We start from the raw sequence: 26,440 nt of genomic DNA on the forward strand, positions 1-26,440 counted from the left end.
CCTGAAGGATATTTCTCTGCTAGTTCAGAGTACCGCACTTTACGGAAAATTCCGTAACGCCGCATCTTTTTGTGACGCCGACTACACTTTATTTTCATCAGGATAGTGACGCTGGCAGGAGCATATGACGCAAAAAACCCGGCATTTTTCGCTAAAAATTTTGACGATTAACACACACAAAGGCTTCACGGCATTTAACCGCCGCTTCATTTTACCCGAGCTGCGCGACGCGGTACGCACCGTCGGCGCGGATATTGTCTGCCTGCAGGAAGTAATGGGCGCACATGATATTCACCCACTGCACGTCGAGAACTGGCCGGACACGTCACACTATGAATTTCTGGCCGATACCATGTGGAGCGACTACGCCTACGGGCGCAACGCGGTTTACCCGGAAGGCCACCACGGCAACGCGGTGCTGTCGCGTTTTCCCATCGAACATTATGAGAATCACGACGTCTCGGTGGGCGAAAGCGAAAAACGCGGGCTGTTGTACTGTCGGATCACCCCGCCCGACCTGGCCTTTCCGGTTCACGTAGGGTGCGTGCATCTGGGGCTGCGGGAGGCACACCGCCAGGCGCAATTAGCGATGATGGCGCGCTGGGTCAACTCCCTGCCGGAAAACGACCCGGTGGTGATCGCGGGGGATTTCAACGACTGGCAACAGCGCGCCAGTCGTTCGCTGAAAGCCGACGCCGGGCTGGATGAGATTTTCACCCGCGCCCACGGCCGCCCGGCGCGCACCTTCCCGGTGAGTTTCCCCCTGCTGCGCCTTGACCGGATTTACGTCAAGAACGCCCACGCCAGTCAACCGAGCGCGCTGGCGCTGAAGAGCTGGCGTCACCTGTCTGACCATGCCCCGTTAAGTGCGGAGATCCACTTATGAAATGTTCATGGCGAGAAGGTAATCAAATCACGCTGCTGGAAAATGGCGATGAGTACTATCCGGCGGTGTTTGCCGCGCTCGATGCGGCAGAGCAAAAAGTGATCCTCGAAACCTTTATCTGGTTTGAGGACGGCGTCGGCCGTCAGCTGCACGAGGCGGTGCTGCGCGCGGCTCAGCGCGGGGTCAAAGTGGAAGTGCTGCTCGACGGCTACGGCTCGCCGGACCTCAGCGATAACTTTGTCAACGAGCTGACCGCAGCGGGCGTGGTGTTCCGCTATTATGACCCGCGCCCGCCGCTGCTCGGGATGCGGACCAACGTTTTTCGCCGGATGCACCGCAAAATTGTGGTGGTGGATGGCACCGTCGCCTTCGTCGGCGGGATTAACTACTCCGACGAGCACATGTCCGACTACGGCCCGGAGGCGAAGCAGGATTATGCGGTGAAAGTCGAAGGCCCGGTGGTGCAGGACATTTTGCTGTTTGAGCTGGAAAACCTGCCGGGGCAATCAGCCGTTCGCCGCTGGTGGAAACGCCATCATCGCCCGGAAGAGAACCACCAGCCCGGCGAGGCGCAGGCGCTGTTTATCTGGCGCGACAACGGCGAGCACCGGGACGACATCGAGCGGCACTACCTGAAGATGCTCGCCAATGCGAAACGCGAGGTGATCATCGCCAACGCCTATTTCTTCCCCGGCTACCGTCTTCTGCACGCCATGCGCAATGCGGCGCGCCGCGGGGTGCGCGTCAAACTGATCGTGCAGGGCGAGCCGGATATGCCGATCGTCACCGTCGGCGCTCGACTGCTCTACAACTACCTGGTCAAAGGCGGCGTGCAGATTTACGAATACCGCCGTCGACCGCTGCACGGCAAAGTGGCGCTGATGGACGATCACTGGGCGACGGTTGGATCGAGCAATCTCGATCCTTTAAGTCTGTCGCTCAATCTGGAAGCCAATCTGATTATTCACGATCGGACCTTCAATCAGACCCTGCGCGACAACCTGACCGGCATTATCGACCGTGACTGCGTGCGGGTGGATGATTCGATGGTGCCGAAACGCACCTGGTGGAACCTGAGCAAAAGCGTGGTGGTGTTCCACTTCCTGCGCCACTTCCCGGCGCTGGTCGGCTGGCTCCCGGCCCACACGCCGAAACTCGCGCAGGTGCCCGCTCCGGTTCAGCCGGAAATGGAAACTCAGGATCGCGTTGAAACCGAAAACTCAGGGGTGAAACCATAATGAGCAAATCACATCCCCGCTGGCGACTGGCGAAGCGCATCCTTACCTGGCTGTTTTTCATTGCCGTCGCCGTGCTGCTGGTGGTTTACGCGCAAAAAATTGACTGGGAAGAGGTGTGGAAAGTTATCCGCAACTACAACCGGATGGTGCTGCTCAGCGCGCTGGGTTTAGTGGTCGTCAGCTATCTGATCTACGGCTGTTACGACCTGCTGGGTCGCGCGTACTGCGGGCATAAGCTGGCAAAGCGCCAGGTGATGCTGGTGTCGTTTATCTGCTACGCCTTTAACCTGACCCTCAGCACCTGGGTAGGCGGCATCGGGATGCGCTATCGCCTGTACTCGCGCCTGGGGCTGCCGGGGAGCACCATTACGCGCATTTTCTCACTCAGCATTACCACCAACTGGCTGGGGTATATTCTGCTCGGCGGGGTGATTTTCAGTTTCGGCGTGGTTCAGTTGCCTGCCCACTGGTACATAGATGAATCGACGCTGCAGATGTTGGGCATCGTCCTGCTGCTGATTATTGCGGTATATCTGTGGGGCTGTGCGTTCGCCAAACGCCGTCACATGACCGTCAAAGGGCAAAAGCTGGTGCTGCCGTCATGGAAATTTGCGCTGGTGCAGATGGTGGTCTCCAGCGCTAACTGGATGGTGATGGGGGCGATCATCTGGCTGCTGATTGGCGAAGAGGTGAACTACTTCTTCGTGCTCGGCGTACTGCTGGTGAGCAGTATTGCGGGGGTGATTGTCCACATTCCGGCGGGGATTGGGGTGCTGGAGGCGGTGTTTATCGCCCTGCTGGCGGGGGAACATGTCTCTCACGGCAAGATTATCGCGGCGCTGCTGGCCTATCGCATGCTCTATTACTTCCTGCCGCTGGCACTGGCGACGGTGGGGTATTTGGTTCTGGAGAGTCGGGCGAAAAAGCTGCGGGCGAAGAACGAGAAGGCGATGGCGAAGTGACGAAAGTCGGGTGTCGCTAACGCTTACCCGACCTACGGATTGTAGGCCCGGTAAGCGCTAGCGCCACCGGGCAACGAGGTTAGCGACGGTTGCCGAAAATCCGCAGCAGCATCAGGAACAGGTTGATGAAGTCCAGATACAGCGTCAGTGCGCCAAGAATGGCGTATTTGCGCAGGTTCGAGCTGTCACGCACGTCAATCTGCTCGCCGATGTTTTTCAGCTTCTGCGTGTCATAGGCCGTCAGGCCGACAAACACGATCACCCCGATATAGGTCACCGCCCACATCAGCGCCTCGCTTTTCAGCCAGAAGTTCACCAGCGACGCCAGCACAATCCCGATCAGCGCCATAAACAGCATATTACCGAAGCCGCTCAGATCGCGTTTGGTGGTGTAGCCGTACAGGCTCATGGCACCAAACATCCCACCCGCGACCACAAAGGTGCTGGCGATGGACGAATAGGTGTAGACGATAAAAATGCTGGAGAGCGTCAGGCCGGTGAGCGCCGAATAGAGCATAAACAGCGTCGTCGCCATCCCTGCGCTGAGCTTTTGCACCAGACCGGAGAGCACGAAGACCAGCGCCAACTGGGCGATAATCAGCCCGAAGAAGGTGATTTTGCTGGAGAAGATAAACATCATCAAGGCGGGGGTATTTGCTGCGTACCACGCGATAAACGCGGTGAGCAGCAGGCCGCAGGTCATCCAGCCGTACACCTGCGCCATGTAGGTTTGCAGGCCGCTGCGCGTCTGCTGAACGATTGAATCCGAACGTGGAAATCGGTCCATGATAACTCCTGATTAAGTGGGCACACTTGTTAAGATTAACACATCTGCGCCAACCGGTTACCAGCGGCTGGCAGCCTGTTTGTCGCTGTCGCGCGACTCCACCCAGCGCTCCCCTTCGGGCGTGGCTTCACGCTTCCAGAATGGCGCGCGGGTTTTGAGATAATCCATAATAAATTCACCGGCTTCGAACGCACTGCTGCGATGGGAGCTGGTGACGCCGACAAAGACAATCTCTTCGCCTGGCCACATTTCGCCGACGCGGTGGATCACCGTGACACGGCCGAGCGGCCAGCGCTGACGGGCCTCTTCCACGATAGTGGCAAGCGACTTCTCCGTCATGCCCGGATAATACTCGAGCGTCAGCGCTTTCACACTATCACCAAGATTATGGTTACGGACTTTGCCGGTAAAGGTCACCACCGCACCGTCTTCGTCACGCTCGGCGAGCCAGCTGTATTCTGTGCCGACGTTAAAGCGCTCCGGCCCGACAACAATACGCGTATCAGACATGATTAACCCCCTGTGACCGGCGGGAAAAACGCCACTTCATCACCGGCGTTGAGCGGATGGGAAAATTCCACCAGCGTCTGATTCACCGCCGCCAGCAGCTTGCCCTCTTCCAGCGCCAGCGCCCAGCGGTCGCCTTGCGCTGCCAGATGGGCGCGCAGAGCTTCGACGTTTTCGAAAGGGGTATCGAGCGTCAGGCTGTCGGTATTGACCAGCTCGCGAACCTGAGCAAAAAAGAGCACGTTAATCATGAGTGTCCACCCTGAAATCGCCGGATTTGCCGCCGCTTTTCGCCAGCAGACGAACCGGGCCAATCACCATATCTTTCTGTACCGCTTTGCACATATCGTAAATGGTCAGCGCCGCCACGGAGGCCGCCGTTAAGGCTTCCATTTCGACGCCCGTTTTGCCGGTCAGACGGCACAGCGTCTCGATGCGCACACGGTTGTGCTCCGGCTCGGCCTGCAGGTTCACTTCCACCTTGCTGAGCATCAGCGGATGGCAGAGAGGAATTAGATCCCAGGTGCGTTTTGCGGCCTGGATTCCGGCGATACGGGCGGTGGCGAAGACGTCGCCCTTGTGGTGGCTGCCGTCGATAATCATCGCCAGGGTTTCTGGCAACATGGTCACGAAGGCTTCGGCGCGCGCTTCGCGCACCGTTTCGGCCTTGGCGGAGACATCCACCATATGGGCTTCGCCCGCGGCGTTAATGTGGGTCAGTTGCGACATAGCTTACTTCTTCAAATGAGGATGAAAATTACACGGACGGGTGCGGGCATCGAGCTGCGGAGCAATGATGTTTTCCCACGCCGTGCGGCAGGCTTTGGTCGAGCCCGGCATGGCAAAAATCAGCGTTTTGTTGGCAATCCCGGCCACCGCACGCGACTGCAATGTCGAGGTGCCGATCTCTTCAAAGGAGAGCATGCGGAACACTTCGCCAAAGCCTTCGACTTCACGGTCAAACAGCGGGAGCAGCGCTTCTGGCGCCTGATCGCCTGCGGTAAAACCGGTGCCGCCGGTGATTAACACCACCTGCACCTCGTCGCTGGCAATCCACTGAGAGACCTGGGCGCGAATGGCGTAGCGGTTCTCTTTCACAATCGCTTTATCAACAATGCTGTGCCCCGCTTCGTGGGCAGCATCGCGCAGCCAGTGGCCGGAGGTGTCGTCCTCTTCGCCACGGCGCTCAGAAACGGTAAGAATAGCAATACGCGTCGGAATAAATTCAGCGCTGACCTGACTCATTTTCTGGTTCCTTTTAAGCCGATTACCCGCCGATGTAGGACAGGTTTTGTGTAATCCCGGTGTCGCCCTGATGCAGGAAATGGGTCTGTTTTTTATGCGTCAGAGCCGCAGAAATGCGCGCTTCGAGAGCGTCCTGTTGGGCATCGTCTGCCAGCAAATCGCGAAGATCCACGCCGCCGTCGCCGAACAGGCACAGATGCAGTTTGCCGACAGAGGAGACGCGCAGACGGTTGCAGGTGGCGCAGAAATCTTTCTCATAGGGCATGATAAGCCCAATTTCCCCTTCGTAATCCGGGTGACAAAAGACCTGCGCCGGGCCGTCGCTGCGCTGGCGAATCTGGTGGATCCAGCCGCGTTTGAGCAGTTCATCGCGCAGCACCATGCCGGAGATATGATGACGGCGGAACAGATCGCTGCCCTCGCCCGTTTCCATCAGCTCAATAAAACGCAGTTGAATGCGGCGGGGTTTGACCCACGCGAGGAAGGTGTCGAGCTGGTGATGATTCACATCGCGCATCAACACCGTGTTGACTTTGACCTTGTCGAAACCGGCTTCAAACGCCGCGTCGATGCCTTCCATCACCTGGCGGAATTTATCCTGCCCGGTAATGGCGTGAAACTGGCGCGCGTCGAGGCTGTCGACGCTGACGTTGATGGCCGTGAGACCGGCATCACGCCACTGGGTGACATCGCGGGCTAAGCGATAGCCATTGGTGGTGACGGCGATTTGACGAATGCTGGCGTTTTCGCGAACGGCGGCGATGATGTCGGGGAAATCACGACGCAGGGAGGGCTCGCCACCCGTGAGACGCACTTTTTCCGTGCCGAGCTCAGAGAAGGCGCGCGTCACGCGGCGCACTTCGTCGACGGTGAGAAATCCGTTATTGGTGACGCTGCCCGGCTTGTAGCCGTTCGGCAGGCAATAGGTGCAACGAAAATTGCACACATCGGTAATCGACAGACGTAAATAGAAAAACTTACGCGCGAAAGCATCTGTGAGTTGAGAAGCCATGTACACCTTTCCAGTACGGGAGGCACAGTCATTTCTTTCTGTACCCTGGTAGCGTTGCCGCTACGGCCAGGGCGCCATATCAAGTGACACAGGCGCCAGGGCTAGAGTGTATGTTTTCATTTTCGAAAACGTGGGTTATGCCGATAGTAGCGCGGAAATGGCACTTTCGCCATTCGCCGCTTTCGCTATATAATTATATATATAGCGACCAGATCGCGCACTTTCACTACAGAATACGTAAAAATCACAGTTTCGCATTGATATACGTCATTTTGCCGGGGGTCGGGCATCGTCTTTTAGGGGTAGTTGGGTTACTGTTACGCGGATCGAATGTGATAAGGAATGTGTATGCGCAATCGCACTTTTGCGGATCTTGACCGTGTGGTCGCTCTCGGCGGAGGGCATGGGCTGGGGCGGGTGATGTCGTCATTATCCTCGCTGGGCTCCAGGCTCACCGGGATCGTGACCACCACCGATAACGGGGGCTCTACAGGTCGTATCCGTCGTTCCGAAGGCGGCATCGCCTGGGGCGATATGCGTAACTGTCTTAACCAGTTAATTACCGAACAAAGCGTCGCTTCGGCGATGTTTGAGTATCGTTTTAGCGGGAATGGTGAGCTTTCCGGGCATAACCTCGGAAATCTGATGTTAAAGGCGCTGGATCACCTGAGCGTGCGCCCGCTGGAGGCGATTAATTTAATCCGAAACCTGCTGAAAGTGGATGCATTCCTGATCCCTATGTCAGAACAACCGGTCGATTTGATGGCGATCGACACCGAAGGCCATGAAGTCTATGGCGAGGTGAATATTGACCAGCTGATTTTGCCGCCTCAGGAGCTGATGACCTACCCTTCCGTTCCGGCCACTCGCGAAGCGGTGGAAGCGATCGGCGAAGCGGATTTGATTCTTATCGGGCCGGGCAGTTTTTACACCAGCCTGATGCCGCTGCTGCTGGTGAAAGAGCTGGCGCAGGCGCTGCGCAGGACGCCAGCCCCGATGGTCTACATCGGCAATCTGGGGAAAGAGCTCAGCCCTGCCGCTGCCAGCCTGTCGCTTGCGGATAAACTGAATCTGATGGAGCAGTACGTCGGTAAGAAAATTATCGACGGTGTGGTCGTTGGGCCGAAGGTGGATGTTTCAGGGATGGAAGGACGGGTAGTGGTGCAGGAAGAGCTGGAAGCGAGCGATATTAAGTATCGCCACGACCGGCATTTGCTGCGCCTGGCGCTGGAGAAAGCGATTCAGGCGCTGGGGTAAGCTGACTTCGCCCGATGGCGCTACGCTTATCGGGCCTACAAGGGACGTATAACGGCTCGAATCGTAGGCCGGGTAAGGCGAAGCCGCCACCCGGCAAAAGCCGCTACGACGCCGCAATAAACAAATCCCGCAACTTATGCAGCTGGTCGCGGATCTGCGCCGCCTCTTCAAACTCCAGATTCTGCGCATGCTGCATCATCTGCCCTTCCAGCTCATGGATTTTCTGCTGCAGCGCCTTCGGCGTCAGCAGCAGTTCAACCGGATCGGCTTCCACCGGATGACGCGCTTTGCCGCGCCCTTTGGTTTTCGCGATCCCCTGACCCAGCGCCAGAATATCCACCACTTTCTTGTTCAGACCCTGCGGCGTAATGCCGTTCTCTTCGTTGTACTGCTGCTGTTTCTCACGACGACGCTCCGTTTCGCCAATCGCTTTCGCCATCGACGCCGTAATCTTATCGCCGTACAGAATCGCTTTGCCGTTGATGTTACGCGCCGCGCGGCCAATGGTCTGAATCAGCGATCGCTCTGAACGCAGGAAGCCCTCTTTATCGGCGTCCAGAATCGCCACCAGCGACACTTCCGGCATGTCGAGACCTTCTCGCAACAGGTTGATCCCCACCAGCACATCGAACTCCCCGAGACGCAAATCGCGGATGATCTCCATACGCTCAACGGTATCGATATCCGAGTGCAGATAGCGCACGCGCTCCCCGTGCTCTTCGAGGTACTCGGTTAAATCTTCCGCCATGCGTTTGGTCAGCGTTGTGACCAGCACGCGTTCGTTGACCGATGCGCGAGCACGGATCTCTGAGAGCAGATCGTCCACCTGAGTTCCCACCGGACGCACTTCGATTATCGGATCCAGCAGGCCGGTTGGACGCACCACCTGATCGATCACCTCGTCACCGGATTTCTCCAGCTCGTAGGCCCCAGGCGTGGCCGAGACGTAGATCGTTTGCGGTGCCAGCGCTTCAAACTCTTCAAATTTCATCGGGCGGTTATCGAGAGCCGATGGCAGACGGAAACCGTACTCCACCAGCGTCTCTTTACGCGCGCGGTCACCGCGATACATCCCGCCGATTTGCGGAATGGTGACGTGGGATTCGTCCACCACCAGCAGCCCGTCAGCCGGAAGATAATCGAACAGCGTCGGCGGCGCCTCGCCAGGGCCGCGCCCCGAGAGATAGCGCGAGTAGTTTTCGATCCCCGAGCAGTAGCCCAGCTCGTTCATCATTTCGAGATCGAACTGCGTACGCTGGCTCAGGCGCTGCTCTTCGAGCAGTTTGTTATTCGCCAGCAGCACTTTCCGGCGGTCCGCCAGCTCGACTTTGATCTCCTCCATCGCCTGCACGATACGCTCGCGCGGGGTGACGTAGTGGGTTTTCGGGTAGATGGTGAAGCGCTGGATCACCGACTCGACGTGCCCGGTCAGCGGGTCAAAAAGGGACAGACGCTCCACCTCTTCATCGAACAGCTCAACGCGCAGAGCCAGATCGTCGGATTCCGCCGGGAAGATGTCGATCACTTCGCCGCGCACACGGAAGGTGCCGCGCTGGAAGGCCTGATCGTTGCGCGCATATTGCAGCTCCGCCAGACGACGGACAATCGCGCGCTGATCGATGATCATTCCGTTGGTCAGATGCAGCATCATCTTGAGATAAAGGTCCGGATCGCCCAGACCGTAGATCGCAGAAACAGAAGCCACCACGATCACATCCCGACGCTCCAGCAGCGCTTTGGTCGCCGAGAGACGCATCTGCTCGATGTGTTCGTTCACCGAGGCGTCCTTCTCGATGAAGGTGTCAGAGCTCGGTACGTAGGCTTCTGGCTGGTAGTAATCGTAGTAGGAGACGAAATACTCGACGGCGTTATCCGGGAAGAACTCTTTCATCTCACCGTACAGCTGCGCCGCCAGGGTTTTGTTGGGGGCCAGTACCATCGTCGGGCGCTGCAAATCCGCAATCACGTTGGCGACGGTAAAGGTCTTGCCTGAGCCGGTCACGCCCAGCAGAGTCTGGTGCGCCAGCCCGTCCTCCAGCCCCTCTTTCAGGCGGCGGATCGCCTCCGGCTGATCGCCAGAAGGACGGAAGGCAGAATTCAGTTTGAATAGTTTACTCATGGGCGACAACCTGGTGACGGAAAAAGCGGCAGTGAGTAATTTTACTCGCGGCTGGTAAATTTGCCAGTAATAAATACTGGATGTAAAACCAGTGGCGTGTAAGGATATCTGGATTAGCATCCGACTCATGAGCACGAAACTGGTCAAAATTTAGGCTGTGACAAGATAAAACACCAGCGATGTGCGGTTATCCCCAGAACATTTCTATTTTTAACATTTGTCAAGCTACGTAATGATAGTTTTATGGCAGCAGGTGACACTTTCATGACGATGATTGCTTTTGTCTAACTCGTTAATTCATAGAAGATATTTCTTAAAGCCGCGTTTCGCATCAATTCAGGCGCAGGCCGCGTCTTCTCTCGCTTGCCTCAGGTTTTCTAACTCTAATGCACATGGTTATCCACAGGAATAGTGGATAACTGCTTCCAGCCCATATAGAGCGCCCCTCGGCAAATTCCCGGTTTTTCCCATGGGCATGTCCGTAAAAAATATTTATCACTCATTTTTGATGATAATCAGTCCCACGGCGCATAAGCCACTGGCGAGATCTTAATCACAATTCAGGCATTCTGTGCCCTGTAGCCACGCTTAACCTTTGTGAGCCTAATCTTAAAATTGCCGTTTATTTGACCGGATTGCCGTTTATGGCAGGGGTTTTGCACATTCCTGATGACGTCTTATCCCTCACGCGTTTACAGGAGAGCATTATGTTAAGTCTGCGCGCTGTTAATCAGTTCTATGGAAGCCAGCACACGCTGTGGAATGTGGATTTGGATTTGCCGCCGGGGATGTGCACGGGCGTTATCGGGCTGCCGGGAATGGGCAAAACGACGCTGATCAACTGCATCACCGGTCAGTTACCGATAGAAAGTGGCACCATTATCTGGCATGAAGCGGGCGCACCACCGTGCGATTTGCGCAACGCTGCACCGACGCAGTGCGCGATGCCGGGGATTGGCTATGTTTCGCAGGACAGGCGGATTTTCTCGCAGCTCACCGTCGAGGAGAACCTGCACGTGGCAATGCGCGCCAAAGGCGCACCGGATGCCGGTGCGAGCGGTGAAATTTACGCCCTGTTCCCCCAGCTCTGGCCGCTACGCCACGCGCGTGCGACGGGCATGTCGCCCGAGGAGCAGTACCAGCTCGCTCTCGCCAATGCACTCATCACTCGCCCTCGCCTGCTGATTCTGGATGAGCCGCTGCACGGCACGGGAACCACGTTTGCCCATAAGCTGGCGCAGCTGCTGATGCGTTTAAGTCGCGAGCTGGGGATGACGGTCCTGTTAGCGGAGCAGCAGCTGTCGTTTATCCGCCGGGTAGCGGATCGTTTTTGCGTGCTGTATCGCGGCCGTAACGTGGCCCAGGGCCACGTTAACGAGCTGGATGAGGCGCTTATTGCGCACTGGATGTCGCGGGATGCAAGGCGCTGAGATCCAGATACTGGCCGGTCTCGGCCTGTTCAGCGCCGTCAGCCAGCCACGGAATTTCCCCGAGGAACGGCGCAGGAAGCACGCGTTGCAGCGTGGCGAGATACTCCTGATGACGTTTTCCCGGCGCGACCACGTCGTTGGCAATCCAGCCTGCGAAGCGCAGTCCGGCCTGGGTGATCGCCTGCGCCGTGAGCATGGCGTGATTGATACAGCCCAGTTTGACGCCGACGACGAGGATCACCGGCAACTGTTCGTCCTGCACCCAGTCGGCGAAGGTCTGACGGTCTGAGAGCGGCGTAAACCAGCCGCCCGCCCCTTCGACCAGTACCCATTCCGCTTTCTGCTCCAGCGCGCGCAGGCCCGCAGAGAGCACCGGGAATTCAATCGGGCGCTGCACGTCGGCGCTAATGATGTGCGGCGACGTCGGCTCGGCGAAGGTGTATGGATTCACCTCCTCATAAGCCAGCGTAAGCGTGCTGTGGCGCTGCAGCGCCAGCGCGTCCGAGTTGCGCAGGCCTTCCGCCGTCATCTCGCTGCCGGACGCTACCGGTTTGTACCCGGCGGTGGTGAATCCCTGCAAACGCGCCGCCTGCAGCAGCGCCGAGCTGGCGACGGTTTTACCGACTTCGGTGTCGGTGCCGGTGACAAAATAACGTTCAGTCACGTTCGATAATCCCATGAAAAAGTTGATAAGAGAGCGGGAACTCGCCCCGCTCGCGCGGCCACGCCAGTTCGAGGCGCGTGAGTTCTCCGCGCGTCAGCGGTTTGCGCCCCCGTCCGCCGTGCAGATGGGTAGCACCAATGCCTTTCAGGGAGCGCATGGCGCTCAGGGCATCGCTGAAGGAAAGCGTGATGACCTCCGTGGTGGCCCGGTAGCGCCACCCCGCCAGAGCATCCTTCACCGCCTGCTCAGATAAAAAACGGTTGGCGTGCGGCTGTTCATCCACCGCGCGCCAGGCCTGATTCAGCTCCGGCAGCGAGTTGGCCAGCAGCGTCGTAAAGGCGACGGTTCCGCCGGGGCGCGTCACCCGACAGAGTTCGCGCAGCGCCTGCGGGAGACTGGCGCACCACTGCACCGCCAGATGACTCCAGACGAGGTCAAACTGCGCGTCCGGCAGTGGAATGGCTTCGATATCGCCCACCAGATAATCGTCCGCCGCCTGCTGATAGCGTGCCTGTTCCAGCATCTGCGGCGAGAGATCGAGGGCCGTCACATGGCTGCCCGCCTCGCGCCAGGCACGGCTGTTCGCGCCAGGGCCGCAGCCCGCATCCAGCACGGCGTTAAATCGTCCTTCGCCAAGAAACGTTTTCAGCCCTCGGGCGCTGCGGCGCTGCAACTCATCGTGCTGAGAGTAGCTCTGCGCCGCGCGCCCGAAGGCCGAGGCGATGGCCTGCTTATTCACCGGCGTCATGTAGCGCCTCCAGTAAGTCGTCGATGTCCTGGGTGTGATGCGCGGCGGTCAGAGTCAGACGCAGACGCGCGGTGCCCGCAGGAACCGTCGGCGGACGAATCGCCGTGACCCACATACCGCGATCGCGAAGCTGCTGCGCCAGGCGTAACGCGCGGCTGTTCTCGCCGACGATCAGCGGCTGAATGGCGCTTTGCGAGTCGGTCATCCGCCAGGGCAGCTCGCGAACGCCTGCCCGGAAGCGTTGGATATGCGCCGCCAGGGTTTGCCGACGATCTTCCCCCTCGTCGCTGCGAATAACTTGCAGCGCGGCCTGCAGCGCCACCGCCTGGGCGGGCGGCATGCTGGTGCTGTAGATCAGATGCCGGGCGAACTGCAGCAGGTAATCCGCGACGGATTCGCTGCACAGCACCGCCGCACCGCTGATGCCAAACCCTTTGCCAAAGGTCACAATCAGCAGCTCCGGTTTGACACCCTGGCTGGCGGCACTCCCGCGCCCTTCCTCGCCGAGCACGCCAATCCCGTGGGCGTCATCCACCAGCAGCCAGGCGTTGTGCTCCCGCGCGGCGGCGTGCAGCTCTGCCAGCGGCGCACTGTCGCCGTCCATGCTGAACACCCCTTCGGTCACCACCAGCTGTTGCCCGTCGCAGGATTTCGCCAGCAACGTATTGAGCTGAGTGGCGTCGTTGTGGGCAAACCGACGCAGCTGCGCCGGGCTAAGACTGGCGGCTTCGAGCAGCGAGGCGTGGCTCAAGCGGTCAGCCACAATCCGATCCTCTTTGCCCATCAGAGCGGCAATGAGCGCCTGATTGGCGGCAAAACCGGAGATAAAGAGCAGCGCGCGCGGGTAGCCGAGCCAGTCGGCAAGCTGCTCTTCCAGCGCCTGATGCGCGGTGGTATAGCCCGTCACATGCCCCGATCCGCCGCTGCCGACGCCCCAGCTTTCCGCTCCCTGCTGCCAGGCGCGGATAACCGCCGGATGCTGGCTTATGCCCAGATAATCGTTGCTCGAAAAATTGCAGAACCGACGCGTATCGCGGATCAGAAAGCGACCGCCGCCTTCAACCGCCGTGCGGGTGCGAAACGCGTCCGCCGCCCGGCGTTCTTCAAGGGCGGCGTCAATGCGCTGCTGCCAGGTCATACGGCTGCCGCGTTGTAATATTGTTCGGTGTCGGCGTTGAAAAGCTGCTCTTCCAGCTCGTTATCCCCCGACAGCACCTCGGTCTGATGCGGATTCAGCCCCAGCTTACGGAACAGCTGGACGTCTTTGTCCTCTTCCGGGTTTGGCGTGGTCAGCAGTTTGCAGCCGTAGAAAATCGAGTTGGCGCCCGCCATGAAGCACATCGCCTGGGTCTGCTCGCTCATCTGCTCGCGGCCAGCGGAGAGGCGCACGAACGAGGTCGGCATCATGATGCGCGCCACGGCGATGGTGCGGATAAAATCAAACGCATCCACATCGTCGTTATCCGCCATTGGCGTACCTTTGACCTTCACCAGCATGTTGATCGGCACGCTTTCCGGAGGGGTCGGCAAATTCGCCAGCTGCAACAGCAGGCCCGCGCGATCTTTCACCGTTTCGCCTAAGCCCACGATCCCGCCGGAACAGACTTTAATTCCCGCGTCGCGCACCTTATCGAGGGTGTCCAGGCGCTCCTGATAGGTTCGGGTGGTGATGATGTTGCCGTAGAATTCCGGCGAGGTGTCGAGGTTGTGGTTGTAGTAGTCCAGGCCTGCCGCCGACAGGCGCTGCGCCTGGGTTTCGTTCAGCGTGCCGAGGGTCATGCAGGCTTCAAGACCCATGGCTTTCACGCCCTGCACCATCTGCTCGAGATACGGCATGTCACGGTCATGCGGGTTTTTCCACGCTGCACCCATACAGAAGCGGGTCGAACCGGCGTTTTTTGCTTTCCGTGCCGAGTCGAGGACTTGATCAACTTCCATCAGACGCTCGGCTTCGAGCCCGGTTTTATAGCGCGCACTTTGTGGGCAATATTTGCAGTCTTCCGGGCAGGCACCGGTTTTGATCGACAGCAGCGTGCTGACCTGCACGTGGCGCGGATCGAAGTGCTGACGGTGGATTTGCTGGGCTTCGAACATCAGTTCGAGGAAAGGTTTGTTAAATAATTCGGTGACTTGCGACATTGTCCAGCGCGGGTGATTAGCCATCGGGCTTCTCCAAAAGGGGTTTAGTTCATTGTGGGTTCGGTTTATACTCGTAAACCTAAAACTTTTCAAAATGGTTTACAAGTCGATTATGACCCAGGACGATCTCGCCTTCGACAAGCAGCATATCTGGCACCCCTACACCTCCATGACCCAGCCGTTACCCGTCTATCCGGTCGCCTCGGCGCGCGGGTGCGAACTGCATCTGGCGACCGGCGAAACGCTGGTCGACGGGATGTCCTCCTGGTGGGCGACCATCCACGGGTACAACCATCCGCGCCTGAATGCGGCGATGAAAACGCAAATTGACCAGATGTCCCACGTGATGTTTGGCGGGATCACCCATCAGCCGGCGATTGACCTGTGTCGTCGTCTGGTCTCCATGACTCCGGCATCGCTGGAATGCGTTTTCCTCGCCGATTCGGGTTCGGTGGCGGTGGAAGTGGCGATGAAAATGGCGCTGCAGTACTGGCAGGCGAAAGGCGATCCGCGCCAGCGTTTCCTGACCTTCCGCAACGGCTACCACGGCGACACCTTCGGCGCGATGTCGGTCTGCGATCCGGATAACTCCATGCACAGCCTGTGGCAGGGCTATCTACCGGAAAACCTGTTTGCTCCGGCGCCGCAGAGCCGTTTTGACGGCGAATGGAACGAGATGGACATGGTCGGCTTTGCCCGACTGATGGCAGCCCATCGCCACGAGATCGCCGCCGTGATTCTGGAGCCGGTGGTTCAGGGCGCGGGCGGGATGCGCATATACCATCCGGAGTGGCTAAAACGCATTCGTAAGATGTGTGACCGCGAAGGTATCCTGCTGATCGCCGATGAAATCGCCACCGGGTTTGGTCGCACCGGTAAGCTGTTTGCCTGTGAACATGCGGGCATCGCGCCGGATATTTTGTGCCTCGGCAAAGCCCTGACGGGCGGCACCATGACCCTCTCCGCGACGCTGACCACGCGCCACGTGGCCGACACCATCAGCGACGGGGAAGCGGGTTGCTTTATGCACGGCCCGACCTTTATGGGGAATCCGCTGGCCTGCGCGGTCGCCAGCGAAAGTCTGGCGATTCTGGAGAGTGGCGAATGGCAGGCGCAGGTGGCGGCAATTGAATCACAGCTCACCCGCGAACTGGCGAGCGCGGCAAATTCTGAATTTGTCGCCGATGTGCGCGTGCTGGGGGCGATTGGCGTGGTCGAAACGACACACCCGGTCAACATGGCGGCATTGCAGCGTTTCTTTGTAGAGCGCGGCGTGTGGGTGCGCCCGTTCGGCAAACTGATTTATCTGATGCCGCCGTACATCATTACCCCGCAGCAGTTGCACAAACTGACCCGCGCGGTGGTCGAGGCCGTTAACATTCCCGCACATTTTGCGATTTAACCCAACGCCTTAGCCTCGGTATGCTGTGGATGGTTTACACTTTTTGCACCGCTACCGAGGAGAAATCGTATGAAGATTTTCAGTCAGGATCTGCGCGACGGTGAGAAATTGCCCGAGCGTCACGTATTTAACGGTATGGGCTATCAGGGCGATAATATTTCGCCGCACCTGGCCTGGGACGAGGTTCCGCCGGGGACCAAGAGTTTTGTCGTGACCTGCTATGACCCGGACGCACCGACCGGTTCCGGCTGGTGGCACTGGATCGTCGCCAACCTCCCGGCCGACACGCGCGTGCTGCCGCAGGGCTCCGGCTCCGATCTGGTGGCGCTGCCAGACGCGGCTATTCAAACCCGCACCGATTTCGGCAAAGCGGGATACGGTGGCGCGGCACCGCCAAAAGGCGAAACGCACCGCTATATTTTCACCGTGCACGCGCTGGACGTTGAGAAGATTGACGTGGATGAAGGCGCGAGCGGCGCGATGGTGGGCTTTAACGTGCATTTCCATACGCTGGGCAGTGCGTCGATTACGGCGATGTATTCGTGAAAAAAACCGGGTGGCGGCTTCGCCTTACCCGGCCTACCGTCGTGCTTTGTAGGCCCGGTAAGCGCAGCGCCACCGGGCGTTTTTTACAATATCGCAGGCAATAATCCGACCAGACTCCCCTTACTCAGCAGTTCCATCGCCTTATCAATATCCGGCGCAAAGAAGCGGTCGTCGTCATAGTGCGTCACGTGTTCACGCAGGTTTTGCCGCGCCTGCTCCAGCAGCGGGCTGGATTTGAGACCTTCGCGCAGATCGATCCCCTGCACTGCCGCCAGCCACTCGACTGCAATCACGCCGCGCGTGTTGTACGCCATCTCCCAAAGACGACGCCCGGCGGCAGGCGCCATCGACACATGGTCTTCCTGATTGGCAGACGTCGGCAGGCTGTCGACGCTGTGCGGGTGCGACAGGGCTTTGTTCTCGCTCGCCAGCGCGGCGGCGGTCACCTGGGCAATCATAAACCCGGAGTTGACTCCGCCGTTGCGCACCAGGAACGGCGGCAGCTGCGACATGTGTTTATCCATCATCAGGGCGATACGACGCTCGGAAAGTGCGCCGATTTCGGCAATCGCCAGCGCCAGATTATCGGCGGCCATCGCCACCGGCTCCGCGTGGAAGTTCCCGCCGGAGACCACTTCGTTCTGCTCGGCGAAGACCAGAGGATTATCGGAAACGGCATTGGCTTCCACCAGCAGCACTTCGGCGGCCTGACGGATTTGCGTCAGACACGCGCCCATCACCTGCGGCTGACAGCGCAGGGAGTAAGGATCCTGCACTTTCTCGCAGTTGTGATGCGAGTCGGCAATCGCGCTGGTATCGGTAAGCACGTGGCGGTACATCGCCGCCGCGTCAATTTGCCCACGCTGACCGCGAACCTCGTGAATGCGCGAATCAAACGGACGACGCGAGCCGAGCACCGCTTCAGTGGTCAGCGCACCGCACACCACCGCCGAAGCAAACAGATCTTCGGCTTCGAACAGACCGCGCAGGGCAAACGCCGTGGACGCCTGAGTGCCGTTCAGCAGGGCCAGTCCCTCTTTCGCCGCGAGCGTAATCGGCTCTAATCCGGCTTTTTGCAATGCCTCTTTGGCAGGCAGCCATTGCCCCTGCCAGCGCGCTTTGCCTTCGCCCAGCAGCAGAAGCGACATATGCGCCAGCGGAGCCAGATCGCCTGATGCACCAACGGAACCTTTGGCCGGGATCCACGGATAGACCTGCGCGTTGACCAGGGCGATCAGCGCCTGAATCACGCTCAGGCGGATGCCGGAAAAACCGCGCGCCAGGCTGTTAATTTTCAGCACCATCATCAGGCGCACGATCTCGTCATCCAGCGGTTCGCCGACGCCTGCCGCGTGCGACAGCACCAGCGAGCGCTGCAAGTTTTCCAGATCGTGGGTGGCGATGCGGGTCTGGGCCAGCAGGCCGAAACCGGTGTTAATCCCGTAGGCCGTGCGGTCTTCGGCGACAATGGCTTCGACGCAGGCGACGCTTTCGTTGATCGCCTGATGGGCGGTTTCATCCAGTTTTAGCGTCACCGGCTGACGCCAGGCGCTGCGCAGGTGAGCAAAAGTCAGCGCACCGGGGGTGATAGTCAGTGAATTCATCAGTGTTTTCCTTGTGTGGCGGCGACCATCGGCAGGTTCAGTCCCTGCTCTTTCGCACAGTCAATCGCGATGTCATACCCCGCATCGGCATGGCGCATCACGCCTGTCGCCGGGTCGTTGTGCAGTACGCGGGCAATGCGCGCGGCGGCTTCGTCGGTGCCGTCGCAAACAATCACCATCCCCGCATGCTGCGAGAAGCCCATCCCCACGCCGCCGCCGTGGTGCAGTGACACCCAGGTCGCGCCGCTGGCGGTATTCAATAAGGCGTTGAGTAACGGCCAGTCGGAGACCGCGTCGGAGCCGTCCTGCATGGCTTCGGTTTCACGGTTCGGGCTGGCGACCGAGCCGGAATCTAAGTGGTCGCGGCCAATAACAATCGGCGCGGAAACTTCACCGCTGCGCACCATTTCGTTGAACGCCAGGCCGAGTTTTTGCCGCCACTCGAGGCCCACCCAGCAGATACGCGCCGGCAGCCCCTGGAAATTAATGCGTTCGCGGGCCATGTCCAGCCAGTGGTGCAGATGCGCATCGTCGGCGACGATCTCTTTCACTTTGGCATCGGTTTTGTAGATATCTTCCGGGTCGCCGGAGAGCGCCACCCAGCGGAACGGACCGATACCGCGACAGAACAGCGGGCGAATATAAGCCGGGACAAAACCGGGGAAGTCGAAGGCGTTTTCCACGCCCATCTCTTTCGCCATCTGGCGAATGTTGTTCCCGTAGTCGAAGGTCGGCACGCCCATCTTGCTGAAGGCCAGCATCGCCGACACATGCTCCGCCATCGAGCGTTTGGCGGCCAGCACCGTCCCTTCCGGGTCGCTCTGGGATTTTTGCTGATACGCTTCCCACGTCCAGCCTTTCGGCAGATAGCCGTGGAGCGGATCGTGGGCGCTGGTCTGGTCGGTCACCATGTCCGGGCGAACGCCGCGCACCACCAGTTCCGGGACGATATCCGCCGCGTTGCCGCACAGGGCGATCGACACGGTTTTACCTTCGGAGGTATATTTCTGAATGCGCGCCAGAGCGTCATCCAGATTATCGGCCTGTTCATCGACATAGCGGGTGCGCAGGCGGAAATCGATGCGGCTTTGTTGGCATTCGATGTTGAGTGAGCAAGCGCCCGCCAGCGTCGCCGCCAGCGGCTGCGCGCCGCCCATTCCGCCCAGCCCGGCGGTCAGGACCCAGCGCCCTTTCAGGGAGCCGTTGTAGTGCTGACGCCCGGCTTCGACGAAGGTTTCGTAGGTGCCCTGCACGATGCCCTGGCTGCCGATGTAGATCCAGCTGCCCGCGGTCATCTGGCCGTACATCGCCAGCCCTTTGGCGTCCAGTTCGTTGAAGTGTTCCCAGGTTGCCCAGTGCGGGACGAGGTTCGAGTTGGCGATCAGCACGCGCGGCGCATTCTTATGGGTTTTGAACACCCCGACCGGTTTACCGGATTGCACCAGCAGGGTTTCGTCGATTTCGAGATTAGTGAGCGCTTCCACAATGGCGTCGTAGCATTCCCAGTTCCGCGCTGCGCGACCGATGCCGCCGTACACCACCAGCTCGTGCGGGTTTTCGGCGACGTCGGGATCGAGGTTGTTCATCAACATGCGCAGCGGCGCTTCGGTGAGCCAGCTTTTGGCGGTGAGCGTGGTGGTGCGCGGGGCGCGGACATCCTGCTGACGGTATTTACCTGACGACATTGTGTGGTCCTCATACGGGATGGAATATACAAACAGATATACTTGTATAGACAACCCCGCACAAGGTCGGATTTAACAATAAAGATACAATTTTGTTATATTGTGTTAGCTATCACGCTTTCAAAACTTATGACATAAAGTGGCCTTGCAGGCGGTATCGGCTGCCAGGGAATAACAGTCTGGCGTGCGACACAATCTGCCCGGAAGACCAGGTGCGGCGGCGGATCAGCAGGCACGGGTCATGCTCTTTAATGCGCAGCAGTTCGCACTCCTGCGGCGTGGCGCGCACCGCTTCGACGATGTGCTCCCCCTCCGTCAGCGGCGCGACCTGCGATAGCCAGGCGTGGGGCGTGGTTTGGGTGTAATCCTGCTGCAGATAGTCGGGCACCCGGTCGGCGTTGACGCAGCGATCCTCAATTTGCACCGGAATGTCGTTCTCAAAATGCACCATCACCGAGTGAAAAATCCGCGCCCCCTCTTTGACATTCAGCTCAACCGCCTGCTCGGCGCTGGCCTGGGTCTCCTCGAGCACCAGCACTTCGCAGTGGTGCTGATGATTGCGCGCGGCGATCTCGTCGGCGATGCTGCGAATTTCAAACAGCGCCGACTGCCCTTTCGGCTCGGCAACAAAGGTCCCGACGCCCTGCAAACGCACCAGCAGGCCCTCGTCGGTGAGTTCGCGCAGGGCGCGGTTGATGGTCATGCGGCTAAAGCCAAACTGCGCCACCAGCTCGGCCTCGGAAGGAATGCGATCGTGGGGCTGCCAGACGCCGGTGGCGATCTTCTCGCTGATAGCCAGTTTTACCTTTTCATAGAAAGGTGCGGGTGCGCCGGTGGGCGGATTCGGTGAGCGTGAAAACATCGTAACTCCTTAAATTTTTATGCCCACCAGTGAGCAATTTGCCAGGCCAGACGCGCGGCAAGCCGTGCGCCCTGTCCGTCGCGATCGTAGGTTGGGTTAAATTCGACTAAATCGACCGCCTGGAGTTTTCCGCTGCGGCAGATCTCGCCGATGACCGGCAGAAGATCCAGGGCCGGAACGCCGAGCGCCGCCGGGGCGGAAACGGCCGGCATTTCTCCCGCAGGCAGGACGTCGAGATCGATAGTCAGGTAGACGCGATCGGCCTGCGCCAGCACCTTTTCCAGCGCGGGTAACGCCTCGCGGCGAAAATCGAGATCTTCCACCAGGGTGACGTGCAGACGGGCCGCCTCCTCCCACAGCGCCTGGGTATTCGCCGCCCGGCTGACGCCAAAACAGGCGTACTGAAATTCACGGTTTTGCTCTTCGCAGTACAACGCCAGCTGGCGGAACGGCGTGCCCGACGTGGCGTGCTCTGCCTTGCGCAGATCGAGGTGCGCGTCGAGATTGATGATTAACACCCGCTCCTGCGCAAAGGCATCCAGTACCCCGCGACCGTGCGCCCAGGCCGTTTCGTGCCCGCCGCCGAAGACCAGGGTGTGCATGCCCGACTGCTGGCAGGCTTGCACCGCGTCACTTAGCGCGCGCTGGGCAACTTCCAGCTGGTCGCCTTCAACGGTGATGGTGCCCATATCGGTAATATTGTCGTGCCCGCTGTGGCTTGCCATATTGGCCAGCGCTTTGCGCAGCACATCCGGGGCTTGTGCCGCGCCGGTCCTGCCGTGGTTGCGTTTCACACCGGCATCGCATTCGAATCCTATCAGCGCAATGCCTGAATGTTTGGGGGCAAAATGCCCGGTCTGAGCAAGGGTCTGGTAGAGGCGCAGCGCGTTGCGGGCCTCAGCGCTGTCGTCACGCCCTTGCCAGATGTCAGGCGAAGTGGGCCGCCAGAGTTTCATGAGACTTTCCCTCGGAATATGCGCTGATACAACGGATTACGCCCCGGCTCATACACCATCTCCACCGGACGTTCGGCGTCCCAGACAATGAAATCAGCGACGAAACCTTCCTTTAACTGACCGTGAGTAGCCCCGCGCCCCAGCGCCTGCGCGGCGTGACGCGTCACGCCAGCCCACGCCTCTTCCGGCGTGAGACCAAACTGCACGCAGGCCATGTTCATCGCCAGATGCAGGCTGGCAAACGGGCTGGTGCCAGGGTTGTAATCCGTCGCGACAGCCATCGGCACGCCCTGCTTTCGCAGCTGTTCAACCGGCGGGCGCTGGCGTTCCTGTAAGAAGTAGTACGCGCCGGGCAGCAATACCGCCACCGTGCCGCTGTGTGCCATCGCACTCACGCCTGCGTCATCGAGATACTCAATATGATCGGCAGACCAGCCGTGATAGCGGCTGACTAATGCCGCGCCGCCCAGATTGGACAGTTGCTCCACGTGGCCTTTAACGGGAATGCCGAGCGCAGCGGCGGCCTGAAACACCCGCTCGGTTTGTGGCGGCGTAAAGCCGACGTTTTCGCAGAACACGTCCACGGCTTCAAACAACCCTTCGCGCCAGAGAGTCGGCATGATCTGCTCGCAGACCAGTGTGATGTACGCATCCGGATCCTGACGATACTCTTTCGGCACGGCGTGGGCGGCGAGCAGCGTCGGGCTGATCTCCACCGGATGGTTTTGCGCCAGCGTTTGCGCGACGCGCAGCATTTTCTCTTCGCTCTGCGCGTTGAGTCCGTAACCCGATTTAATCTCCAGCGTCGTCACGCCCTCCTGCATCAGGCGATGCAGGCGCTGTTCCGCTCGTTTTAGCAGCGTTTGCGACTCGCTTTCACGCGTGGCGGAAACAGTGGAATTGATCCCACCGCCCTGGGCGCTAATGGTTTGATAGGATACGCCGTTCAGGCGCTGCTCCCACTCCGCCGCGCGATCGCCGCCAAACACCAGATGGGTGTGGCAATCAATCAGGCCCGGCGTGACCAGACGCCCCTCGAGATCGACCTGATGCGCATGCGTCGCCGGGAGCTCCGATTCAGGGTCGATCGCTACAATCGTCTCGCCGCGCACAACCAGCGCCACCTTTTCGCGCAGCCCGTAAGGTTCTGGCTCCTCAGGGTTCATGGTCGCCAGCCGTGCGTTACGCCAAAGGACATCGTCGGGATGAAGCTGCTGCATAGGTGTTCCGCTTGTCATGGGTTGTATAGACATTTATTTTCATTCGTTTGCCTGTGTCAACCCGCTTTACGGAAATTGTTATTTATTTGTGACGACTTCCCCGCCGGGCGCGGGTGAAATATGCAACTTTTTAGCTTTTCATCTTCCCGTTTCGCTCAACTTAGTATAAAAAAGCAGGCTATTTCGATCATCCCGTTAAGACTCGTGAAGCAAGGAGCTTTCCCTTGAACATTTCCAGGATTTCTCGTCTGGCGTTGGCACTCGCCTTTGGCGTGACATTGTCCGCGTGCAGCTCAACTCCACCTGACCAGCTGCCATCCGAGCAGGCTGCGCCAGGCACCGGCTCTCGCCCAATTTTGTCTGCTGGTGAAGCGAAGAACTTCACCGCGGCGCATTATTACTCTGCCATGGACCCGAACGCGGCTCCGTGGACACCGTCTTCTATTAGCATCCCTGCGCAGCCTAACTTCGTGGTTGGCCCGGCAGGCACCCAGGGCGTGACGCACACCAGCATTCAGGCTGCCGTTGACGCCGCGATTACTAAGCACAGCGCATCACGCCAGTACATCGCAATCCTGCCAGGCGAGTATGAAGGGACGGTCTACGTTCCTGCCGCACCGGGCAGCATCACCATTTACGGTACCGGTGAAAAAGCGATCGACGTGAAAATTGGTCTGGCGATCGATTCTGAAATCGACCGTAACACCTGGCGTCATCTGGTGAACCCGGCCGGGAAATACATGCCAGGCAAACCGGCGTGGTACATGTTCGACAATTGCCAGAGCAAGCAGACCGCGACGGTCGGCATGATGTGCTCGGCAGTATTCTGGTCACAGAACAACGGCCTGCAGCTGCAGAACCTGACCATCCAGAACACCCTGGGTGACAGCGTGGATGCGGGTAACCATCAGGCGGTTGCCCTGCGTACTGACGGCGACAAAGTGCAGATCAACAACGTGAACGTTCTCGGTCGCCAGAACACCTTCTTCGTGACCAACAGCGGCGTGCAAAATGCCCTGCAGAATAACCGTCTGACCCGTACTCAGGTCACCAACAGCTATATCGAAGGTGATGTGGATATCGTCTCCGGTCGTGGCGCAGTGGTGTTTGATAACACTGAGTTCCGCGTGGTGAACTCCCGCACGCAGCAGGAAGGTTACGTGTTTGCGCCGGCAACGCTGTCCAACATGTTCTACGGCTTCCTGGCCGTGAACAGCCGTTTCACCGCATCCGGTGACGGCGTGGCGCAGTTGGGCCGTTCGCTGGATATCGACTCAGCCACTAACGGGCAGGTCGTGATCCGCGACAGCGTGATCAACGAAGGCTTCAACATGGCTAAACCATGGGCCGACGCGGCGATCTCCAAACGTCCGTACTCTGGTAATACCGGTGCGATGGATGATAAAGGGAACGTGCAGCGCAATCTGAACGACGCGAACTTCAACCGCATGTGGGAATACAACAACCGCGGTCTGGGTAGCAAAGTGGTTGCTGAGCCGAAGCAGTAAGAGATAAGCAAAAGGGGGATAATTATCCCCCTTTTTGCTGCGACTGAATGCGTCAGGCTCTTAGTTTAAGATACGCATCCAGCAGTTGCATAATCGCAACCATGAGTTGCAGGAACAGGATCGTCCATTCCACACCGCTCATACGCCACTCCTTTGGTATAGAGCACTTCTACCGGCTTACCTTTCCGCTGCCTGTCACCCGTAGTTGTTGGTAATTATTGACGTGCTCCGCAGTTAAGGCACTGACGGCACCACCCGCCAGCCAGGACTTGAAATGATCCCTGAATTGCGGAACTGCTACACACCAAACCAACGCCACGAAGTATACCCGTTAAAAACTGTATATAAACCCAGTTAATGTTAATTAGGAATTTATAAAGGTTTTGCCTTTCCAGCGCTTAAAATCAGACAGATAGATTTCTGAGGCCGGCACAATGTCCTGAGTTATTAATCAATCGATTTTACATACCGGGCAGCAAGGATTAATATCGTCGTGTTGGTAATATTGACGTGCTTTCCGGCTACCACCGGGCATAAAAAAACCTCGCATCCGCGAGGTTTTTTTGCTTTTACGCCACTTAGTGCGCGTTAATCACCACCCACATTGGCCCCTGGCCGACGGCATAGCGTCCTTTCTCTTCCAGCAGCCCCTGCTCGCCTTTGATTTCATACAGCGCAATGTGGTGGGATTTCTGTCCCGCCGCCACCAGGAATTTGCCGCTGTTGTCGATATTAAAGCCGCGCGGCTGGGTTTCGGTCGGCTGGAAGCCTTCGATGGCCAGCACGCTGCCATCTTCCGAGACGCTGAAAATGGTGATCAGGCTGGAAGTACGATCGCAGGCGTAGAGATGGCGACCGTCTGGGGTGATATGAATATCCGCCGCCCATCGGGTGTCGGTGAAGTCAGACGGCATCATGTCCAGCGTCTGAACGCGCTCAATCTGGCCTTTCGGATCCTTCAGTTCCCACACATCGACAGAGCTGTTCAGCTCGTTCACCACGTAGGCGTACTGCTGATTCGGGTGGAACACCATGTGACGCGGACCTGCGCCTTCCACGGTGGTAATCTCTGCCGGAGTTTGCGCGGCCAGATGACCGTCGTCGCTCAGGGTGAACAGGCAGATACGGTCCTGTTTCAGCGCCGGAACCCACAGGGTGCGGTTGTCCGGGGAGATATTCGCCGAGTGGCAACCTTCCAGCCCTTCGACGACGTCCACGGTCCCCTGCGGAAGACCATCGACCAGAGGCGTAACGCTCACGCAGCCAGAATTATAAGAACCGCTGAAGATGAACTGGCCTTTGCGATCCGTAGAGATATGCGTCGGGCTGCCCGGCAGCGGCGCTTCGGCGGTATAGGTCAATGCGCCATCGTCCGGCGCAATGCGGTAGGCCAGCACGCGAAACTCAGGGCGCACGCCGACATACAGAAAACGTTTATCCGGGCTGACCACCATCGGTTGCACCTGTCCCGGCACATCAACCACCTGCACCAGCGTGAGCGAGCCTTCCGCATTCAAACGCCAGACGTGGATCTGCTGGCTCTCAGGACTGGCGGTATAAACGGTTTGTTTCATGACTACTCCTCTCCACTGCGCGTAAATTTAACGGTGAATGCTGAATTTTAGCCTGGTATTTTGTGGGCCACGTCTCTCGGTGTACCATC

26 protein-coding genes and 1 riboswitch are annotated in these 26,440 nt (G+C 58.9%); of the genes, 8 read left to right on the plus strand and 18 right to left on the minus strand.

Annotation, left to right across the window (positions count from 1 at the left end; genetic code table 11):
* Positions 1 to 124: 124 nt before the first annotated feature.
* From AC3WS9_RS15010 to AC3WS9_RS15020, 3 genes are read left to right on the plus strand one after another with little or no spacing between them, the layout of a single operon-like run.
* Complete coding sequence (locus AC3WS9_RS15010) at positions 125 to 886, plus strand: endonuclease/exonuclease/phosphatase family protein (RefSeq protein WP_324723967.1); 762 nt, start codon at positions 125 to 127, stop codon at positions 884 to 886.
* On the plus strand, positions 883 to 2,124 hold the full coding sequence (clsB, locus tag AC3WS9_RS15015; protein ID WP_285157116.1) for a cardiolipin synthase ClsB: 1,242 nt from the start codon (positions 883 to 885) through the stop codon (positions 2,122 to 2,124). The genes AC3WS9_RS15010 and clsB overlap by 4 nt, the downstream gene beginning before the upstream one ends.
* Positions 2,124 to 3,086 (plus strand): lysylphosphatidylglycerol synthase domain-containing protein, encoded by a 963-nt coding sequence (locus AC3WS9_RS15020; RefSeq protein ID WP_282492259.1) that lies wholly within the window; start codon positions 2,124 to 2,126, stop codon positions 3,084 to 3,086. Before clsB ends, AC3WS9_RS15020 begins: the two co-directional genes overlap by 1 nt.
* Before the next feature lie 79 nt (positions 3,087 to 3,165).
* Here AC3WS9_RS15020 and AC3WS9_RS15025 read toward each other — a convergent pair whose 3' ends face one another.
* The 6 genes from AC3WS9_RS15025 to moaA form a co-directional block, all read right to left on the minus strand.
* Positions 3,166 to 3,873 (minus strand): Bax inhibitor-1/YccA family protein, encoded by a 708-nt coding sequence (locus AC3WS9_RS15025; protein ID WP_095281322.1) that lies wholly within the window; start codon positions 3,871 to 3,873, stop codon positions 3,166 to 3,168.
* A 57-nt stretch (positions 3,874 to 3,930) separates the two neighbouring features.
* Positions 3,931 to 4,383: a molybdopterin synthase catalytic subunit MoaE gene (moaE, locus tag AC3WS9_RS15030; protein ID WP_285146559.1), complete on the minus strand. Its 453-nt coding sequence runs from the start codon at positions 4,381 to 4,383 to the stop codon at positions 3,931 to 3,933.
* A 2-nt stretch (positions 4,384 to 4,385) separates the two neighbouring features.
* Positions 4,386 to 4,631 (minus strand): molybdopterin synthase sulfur carrier subunit, encoded by a 246-nt coding sequence (moaD, locus tag AC3WS9_RS15035; protein WP_492489109.1) that lies wholly within the window; start codon positions 4,629 to 4,631, stop codon positions 4,386 to 4,388.
* A complete protein-coding gene (gene moaC / locus AC3WS9_RS15040; protein WP_282492256.1) occupies positions 4,624 to 5,109 on the minus strand; it encodes a cyclic pyranopterin monophosphate synthase MoaC in 486 nt (161 codons plus the stop codon). The genes moaD and moaC overlap by 8 nt, the downstream gene beginning before the upstream one ends.
* Positions 5,110 to 5,112: 3 nt before the next feature.
* The gene (moaB, locus tag AC3WS9_RS15045) at positions 5,113 to 5,625 is read right to left on the minus strand and encodes a molybdenum cofactor biosynthesis protein B (RefSeq protein ID WP_095281318.1); all 513 of its coding nucleotides are present in this window, start codon (positions 5,623 to 5,625) and stop codon (positions 5,113 to 5,115) included.
* Positions 5,626 to 5,647: 22 nt separating this feature from the next.
* Positions 5,648 to 6,637 carry a GTP 3',8-cyclase MoaA gene (moaA, locus tag AC3WS9_RS15050; protein ID WP_492489112.1) on the minus strand — a complete coding sequence of 330 codons (990 nt, stop codon included), beginning with the start codon at positions 6,635 to 6,637 and terminating at the stop codon, positions 5,648 to 5,650.
* Positions 6,625 to 6,758, minus strand: a riboswitch (molybdenum cofactor riboswitch). (Overlaps the previous gene by 13 nt.)
* A 227-nt stretch (positions 6,759 to 6,985) precedes the next feature.
* Here moaA and yvcK point away from each other — a divergent pair.
* Positions 6,986 to 7,894: a uridine diphosphate-N-acetylglucosamine-binding protein YvcK gene (gene yvcK, locus AC3WS9_RS15055; RefSeq protein WP_282492254.1), complete on the plus strand. Its 909-nt coding sequence runs from the start codon at positions 6,986 to 6,988 to the stop codon at positions 7,892 to 7,894.
* Positions 7,895 to 7,997: 103 nt separating this feature from the next.
* On the opposite strand, the gene uvrB is transcribed toward yvcK, so the two are convergent.
* Positions 7,998 to 10,013 (minus strand): excinuclease ABC subunit UvrB, encoded by a 2,016-nt coding sequence (gene uvrB, locus AC3WS9_RS15060; protein ID WP_282492252.1) that lies wholly within the window; start codon positions 10,011 to 10,013, stop codon positions 7,998 to 8,000.
* Positions 10,014 to 10,720: 707 nt separating this feature from the next.
* On the opposite strand from uvrB, the gene AC3WS9_RS15065 reads away from it, so the two are divergent.
* Positions 10,721 to 11,443 carry an ABC transporter ATP-binding protein gene (locus AC3WS9_RS15065; RefSeq protein WP_492489115.1) on the plus strand — a complete coding sequence of 241 codons (723 nt, stop codon included), beginning with the start codon at positions 10,721 to 10,723 and terminating at the stop codon, positions 11,441 to 11,443.
* Here AC3WS9_RS15065 and bioD read toward each other — a convergent pair.
* The 4 genes from bioD to bioB are packed head-to-tail and all read right to left on the minus strand — an operon-like array spanning position 11,406 to position 15,018.
* Complete coding sequence (gene bioD, locus AC3WS9_RS15070; protein WP_492489117.1) at positions 11,406 to 12,107, minus strand: dethiobiotin synthase; 702 nt, start codon at positions 12,105 to 12,107, stop codon at positions 11,406 to 11,408. The two genes, AC3WS9_RS15065 and bioD, sit on opposite strands and share 38 nt — an antisense overlap.
* Positions 12,100 to 12,855 carry a malonyl-ACP O-methyltransferase BioC gene (gene bioC, locus AC3WS9_RS15075; RefSeq protein ID WP_492489119.1) on the minus strand — a complete coding sequence of 252 codons (756 nt, stop codon included), beginning with the start codon at positions 12,853 to 12,855 and terminating at the stop codon, positions 12,100 to 12,102. The genes bioD and bioC overlap by 8 nt, the downstream gene beginning before the upstream one ends.
* Complete coding sequence (gene bioF, locus AC3WS9_RS15080; protein WP_492489120.1) at positions 12,839 to 13,993, minus strand: 8-amino-7-oxononanoate synthase; 1,155 nt, start codon at positions 13,991 to 13,993, stop codon at positions 12,839 to 12,841. The genes bioC and bioF overlap by 17 nt, the downstream gene beginning before the upstream one ends.
* Complete coding sequence (gene bioB / locus AC3WS9_RS15085) at positions 13,990 to 15,018, minus strand: biotin synthase BioB (RefSeq protein WP_492489122.1); 1,029 nt, start codon at positions 15,016 to 15,018, stop codon at positions 13,990 to 13,992. The genes bioF and bioB overlap by 4 nt, the downstream gene beginning before the upstream one ends.
* An 88-nt stretch (positions 15,019 to 15,106) precedes the next feature.
* Between bioB and bioA the strand changes: the two genes are divergently transcribed.
* Positions 15,107 to 16,396: an adenosylmethionine--8-amino-7-oxononanoate transaminase gene (gene bioA, locus AC3WS9_RS15090; protein WP_492489124.1), complete on the plus strand. Its 1,290-nt coding sequence runs from the start codon at positions 15,107 to 15,109 to the stop codon at positions 16,394 to 16,396.
* A 69-nt stretch (positions 16,397 to 16,465) separates the two neighbouring features.
* Complete coding sequence (locus tag AC3WS9_RS15095) at positions 16,466 to 16,942, plus strand: kinase inhibitor (RefSeq protein WP_282492244.1); 477 nt, start codon at positions 16,466 to 16,468, stop codon at positions 16,940 to 16,942.
* Positions 16,943 to 17,025: 83 nt separating this feature from the next.
* On the opposite strand, the gene hutH is transcribed toward AC3WS9_RS15095, so the two are convergent.
* The 5 genes from hutH to hutI form a co-directional block, all read right to left on the minus strand.
* Entirely contained in the window at positions 17,026 to 18,546 is a 1,521-nt protein-coding gene (gene hutH, locus AC3WS9_RS15100; RefSeq protein ID WP_492489126.1) for a histidine ammonia-lyase, read from the minus strand.
* Positions 18,546 to 20,231 (minus strand): urocanate hydratase, encoded by a 1,686-nt coding sequence (hutU, locus tag AC3WS9_RS15105; RefSeq protein ID WP_492489128.1) that lies wholly within the window; start codon positions 20,229 to 20,231, stop codon positions 18,546 to 18,548. Before hutU ends, hutH begins: the two co-directional genes overlap by 1 nt.
* A 127-nt stretch (positions 20,232 to 20,358) precedes the next feature.
* Positions 20,359 to 21,093, minus strand: a complete 735-nt coding sequence (locus AC3WS9_RS15110; RefSeq protein ID WP_492489130.1) for a histidine utilization repressor — start codon at positions 21,091 to 21,093, stop codon at positions 20,359 to 20,361.
* A gap of 17 nt (positions 21,094 to 21,110) precedes the next feature.
* Entirely contained in the window at positions 21,111 to 22,049 is a 939-nt protein-coding gene (gene hutG, locus AC3WS9_RS15115; RefSeq protein WP_492489132.1) for a formimidoylglutamase, read from the minus strand.
* Positions 22,046 to 23,269 (minus strand): imidazolonepropionase, encoded by a 1,224-nt coding sequence (hutI, locus tag AC3WS9_RS15120; protein ID WP_492489133.1) that lies wholly within the window; start codon positions 23,267 to 23,269, stop codon positions 22,046 to 22,048. The genes hutG and hutI overlap by 4 nt, the downstream gene beginning before the upstream one ends.
* A 224-nt stretch (positions 23,270 to 23,493) precedes the next feature.
* Here hutI and AC3WS9_RS15125 point away from each other — a divergent pair, with 224 nt between their 5' ends.
* Positions 23,494 to 24,777, plus strand: coding sequence for a putative acyl-CoA thioester hydrolase (locus AC3WS9_RS15125; protein WP_492489135.1), 1,284 nt, complete (start codon positions 23,494 to 23,496; stop codon positions 24,775 to 24,777).
* A 52-nt stretch (positions 24,778 to 24,829) separates the two neighbouring features.
* Here the strand turns inward: AC3WS9_RS15125 and tisB are convergent, their stop codons facing one another.
* Positions 24,830 to 24,919 (minus strand): type I toxin-antitoxin system toxin TisB, encoded by a 90-nt coding sequence (tisB, locus tag AC3WS9_RS15130; RefSeq protein ID WP_282492235.1) that lies wholly within the window; start codon positions 24,917 to 24,919, stop codon positions 24,830 to 24,832.
* Positions 24,920 to 25,355: 436 nt separating this feature from the next.
* Complete coding sequence (pgl, locus tag AC3WS9_RS15135; protein WP_285146574.1) at positions 25,356 to 26,351, minus strand: 6-phosphogluconolactonase; 996 nt, start codon at positions 26,349 to 26,351, stop codon at positions 25,356 to 25,358.
* Between the last annotated feature and the right edge of the window lie 89 nt (positions 26,352 to 26,440).

Source organism: Lelliottia sp. EB106-05-01-XG201 (genome assembly GCF_058791735.1).

Coding starts and splice junctions, on each gene's coding strand:
- AC3WS9_RS15010 (WP_324723967.1), top strand. CDS start 125: ATGACGCAAAAAACCCGGCATTTTTCGCTAAAAATTTTGACGATTAAC.
- moaB (WP_095281318.1), bottom strand. CDS start 5,625: ATGAGTCAGGTCAGCGCTGAATTTATTCCGACGCGTATTGCTATTCTT.
- hutH (WP_492489126.1), bottom strand. CDS start 18,546: ATGAATTCACTGACTATCACCCCCGGTGCGCTGACTTTTGCTCACCTG.
- tisB (WP_282492235.1), bottom strand. CDS start 24,919: ATGAGCGGTGTGGAATGGACGATCCTGTTCCTGCAACTCATGGTTGCG.
- bioC (WP_492489119.1), bottom strand. CDS start 12,855: ATGACGCCGGTGAATAAGCAGGCCATCGCCTCGGCCTTCGGGCGCGCG.
- bioF (WP_492489120.1), bottom strand. CDS start 13,993: ATGACCTGGCAGCAGCGCATTGACGCCGCCCTTGAAGAACGCCGGGCG.
- moaD (WP_492489109.1), bottom strand. CDS start 4,631: ATGATTAACGTGCTCTTTTTTGCTCAGGTTCGCGAGCTGGTCAATACC.
- AC3WS9_RS15020 (WP_282492259.1), top strand. CDS start 2,124: ATGAGCAAATCACATCCCCGCTGGCGACTGGCGAAGCGCATCCTTACC.
- AC3WS9_RS15065 (WP_492489115.1), top strand. CDS start 10,721: ATGTTAAGTCTGCGCGCTGTTAATCAGTTCTATGGAAGCCAGCACACG.
- clsB (WP_285157116.1), top strand. CDS start 883: ATGAAATGTTCATGGCGAGAAGGTAATCAAATCACGCTGCTGGAAAAT.
- moaC (WP_282492256.1), bottom strand. CDS start 5,109: ATGTCGCAACTGACCCACATTAACGCCGCGGGCGAAGCCCATATGGTG.
- AC3WS9_RS15095 (WP_282492244.1), top strand. CDS start 16,466: ATGAAGATTTTCAGTCAGGATCTGCGCGACGGTGAGAAATTGCCCGAG.
- pgl (WP_285146574.1), bottom strand. CDS start 26,351: ATGAAACAAACCGTTTATACCGCCAGTCCTGAGAGCCAGCAGATCCAC.
- hutI (WP_492489133.1), bottom strand. CDS start 23,269: ATGCAGCAGCTTCATCCCGACGATGTCCTTTGGCGTAACGCACGGCTG.
- uvrB (WP_282492252.1), bottom strand. CDS start 10,013: ATGAGTAAACTATTCAAACTGAATTCTGCCTTCCGTCCTTCTGGCGAT.
- moaA (WP_492489112.1), bottom strand. CDS start 6,637: ATGGCTTCTCAACTCACAGATGCTTTCGCGCGTAAGTTTTTCTATTTA.
- moaE (WP_285146559.1), bottom strand. CDS start 4,383: ATGTCTGATACGCGTATTGTTGTCGGGCCGGAGCGCTTTAACGTCGGC.
- AC3WS9_RS15025 (WP_095281322.1), bottom strand. CDS start 3,873: ATGGACCGATTTCCACGTTCGGATTCAATCGTTCAGCAGACGCGCAGC.
- bioA (WP_492489124.1), top strand. CDS start 15,107: ATGACCCAGGACGATCTCGCCTTCGACAAGCAGCATATCTGGCACCCC.
- hutU (WP_492489128.1), bottom strand. CDS start 20,231: ATGTCGTCAGGTAAATACCGTCAGCAGGATGTCCGCGCCCCGCGCACC.
- bioB (WP_492489122.1), bottom strand. CDS start 15,018: ATGGCTAATCACCCGCGCTGGACAATGTCGCAAGTCACCGAATTATTT.
- hutG (WP_492489132.1), bottom strand. CDS start 22,049: ATGAAACTCTGGCGGCCCACTTCGCCTGACATCTGGCAAGGGCGTGAC.
- AC3WS9_RS15110 (WP_492489130.1), bottom strand. CDS start 21,093: ATGTTTTCACGCTCACCGAATCCGCCCACCGGCGCACCCGCACCTTTC.
- yvcK (WP_282492254.1), top strand. CDS start 6,986: ATGCGCAATCGCACTTTTGCGGATCTTGACCGTGTGGTCGCTCTCGGC.